2 protein-coding genes are annotated in these 2280 nt (G+C 61.3%); one reads left to right on the top strand and one right to left on the bottom strand.

Annotated elements, in window-relative coordinates; genetic code table 11:
* Positions 1-102 precede the first annotated feature (102 nt).
* The gene (locus QMX98_RS34150) at positions 103-1212 is read right to left on the bottom strand and encodes a 2-aminoethylphosphonate--pyruvate transaminase (protein WP_145309554.1); all 1110 of its coding nucleotides are present in this window, start codon (positions 1210-1212) and stop codon (positions 103-105) included.
* Positions 1213-1327: 115 nt separating this feature from the next.
* Between QMX98_RS34150 and QMX98_RS34145 the strand changes: the two genes are divergently transcribed.
* Positions 1328-2191 carry a LysR substrate-binding domain-containing protein gene (locus QMX98_RS34145; protein ID WP_282412064.1) on the top strand — a complete coding sequence of 288 codons (864 nt, stop codon included), beginning with the start codon at positions 1328-1330 and terminating at the stop codon, positions 2189-2191.
* Positions 2192-2280: the final 89 nt, after the last annotated feature.

The raw sequence follows: 2280 nt of genomic DNA, 5'->3' as shown, positions 1-2280 counted from the left end.
AGGCTTGCCCGCGAAGAACGATAATTCGGTGTGTTCGAAGAACCGCGTCGTCTGCATTCGCGGGCAAGCCTCGCTCCTACAGGATCAGCGGTGCCTGCTCATTCAGATTTCGAGGACTTCCATCTCGCGCAGTACGTCGGCCACCGCCGCTACCGCTGCGTGCATCTCGGCCTGGTTGACGTGTCCGATGCAGCCGACGCGGAAGGTTTCGACCTGGGTCAATTTGCCGGGGTAGAGGATGAAACCCTTGGCCTTGACGCGTTCGTAGAACTCCTTGAACTGATAGCGCGGGTCTTTCGGCGCGTGGAACGTGACAATGATCGGGGCCTGGATCGCGGCGGGCAGGAAGCTGCGCAAGCCGAGTTTGGCCATGTCATCGAGCAGCACCTGGCAGTTGTTGGCATAGCGCTGATGCCGCGCCGGCAAACCACCTTCTTCGTTGTATTGCAGCAAGGCTTCGTGCAGCGCGGCGACCACATGGGTGGGCGGCGTAAAGCGCCATTGGCCGGTCTTGGCCATGTAGGTGTGCTGGTCGAACAAATCCATCGCCAGCGAGTGCGAATTGCCAGCCGCGTTGGCCAGTGCGTCTTTGCGGGCAAAGACGAAACCCATGCCCGGCACGCCTTCCAGGCATTTGCCCGAGGCGGCGATCAGCGCGTCGAACGGCACCTGTTGCGCATCGATTGGCAGCGCGCCAAAGGAACTCATGGCGTCGATGATCAGGCGTTTGCCGTGTTGCGCAATGACGTGGGCAATCTCCGGCAGCGGATTGAGGATGCCGGTGCTGGTTTCGCAGTGAATCAGCGCAACGTGGGTAATGCTGGCATCGGCGTGCAGCAGACGGTCGACGTCGGCGGCGGTGGTCGGTTCGTCTTCGGCGGTTTCGAAGGTGCTGAAGGAGCGGCCGAGCACTTCGCAGATTTTCGCCAGGCGTTTGCCGTAGGCGCCGTTGATCAGCACCAGCACTTTGCCGTCGCGAGGCACCAGCGTGCCGATGGCCGCTTCGACCGCGAACGTACCGCTGCCTTGCAAGGGCACGCAGTGGTGGCTGTCGCCGCCGTTGATGATTGCCAGCAATTGCTCGCACAGGCTGGCGGTCAGTTGATTGAAGCGGTCATCCCATGAACCCCAGTCGACCATCATCGCCTGACGGGTGCGGGCCGACGTGGTCAGTGGGCCGGGGGTGAGCAGGATTGGCTCGGCAGTGCTCATTCTTGTGTCCTCGCAAAAGCTCTCTGTGGGATGAAGCTACGGGGCATAAATTGCAATTTCGGGTGCTATCAATCAAATTGTTTGTTGTTATGCCAGCCATCAGTGAGAGTTATTCATGAACCTGTTCCAGCTTCGAGCCTTCGACGCCGTGGCCCGCGAAGGCAGCTTCACCCGTGCGGCCGAGCGGCTGTTCATCAGCCAACCGGCGGTCACCGGGCACATCAAGGCGTTGGAGGAGCATTACCAAATCACCTTGCTGCGCCGCACCGCGCGACGCGTGGAGCTGACGGAGGAGGGCACCAAGCTGGCGGCGATCACCCGAGCGATGTTTGGCCTGGCCGAAGAAGCGCAAGTGCTGCTGGAAGCGAATCGACAGTTGCTGACCGGGCGCCTGGAAGTCGCAGCGGACGGGCCGCACATGGTGATGCCGATGCTTGCCAATCTGCGCGCGCGATACCCCGGAATTACCGTGAATCTGCGCTTGGGCAATGCTCAGGAAACCCTGGCAGCGTTGTTGTCCGAGCATGCCGACGTGGCGGTGTTGACTGAAGTCGAGCCGCGCAAAGGCCTGCATCTGCAAGCGTTGAGCGAATCACGGATTTGCGCGCTGGTGCCTGACAGGCATCCCTGGGCCAAGGCGTCCAAGGGCGTGAAGCTCAAGGAGCTGGATCAGGTGATCATGGTGTTGCGTGAGCCGAGTTCGATTACCCGGCGGACATTCGATGAAGCTTGCGCGTTGGCATCGGTCAACCCGAGGGTGTTGCTGGAGCTGGACAGTCGCGAGGCGGTGACCGAGGCCGTGGCCGCCGAGTTGGGGGTTGGCGTGGTGTCTTCGGTTGAGGTCAGTCATGACCCGCGGGTGGCGGCAGTGCCGATTTTGGGTGAAGGGCTGGTTAACCGGCACATGATCGGGTGCATGGAACGGCGGCGGGATTTGCGTTTGATTCGGGCGTTTTTTGAATTGGCGCCTATTCGATAAACCGAGGCGCGGCCTTCGCGGGCAAGCCTCGCTCCCACAGGTTATGCGTCGTATACAAGATCTGCGGCCAGCATAAACCCCTGTGGGAG

It is taken from the genome of Pseudomonas sp. PS02303 (assembly GCF_029959925.1).
In the GTDB taxonomy this organism is placed as follows: domain Bacteria; phylum Pseudomonadota; class Gammaproteobacteria; order Pseudomonadales; family Pseudomonadaceae; genus Aquipseudomonas; species Aquipseudomonas mandelii.
Note: the sequence above shows the minus strand (reverse complement) of the source record. Positions and strands in the feature narration are given on the sequence as shown.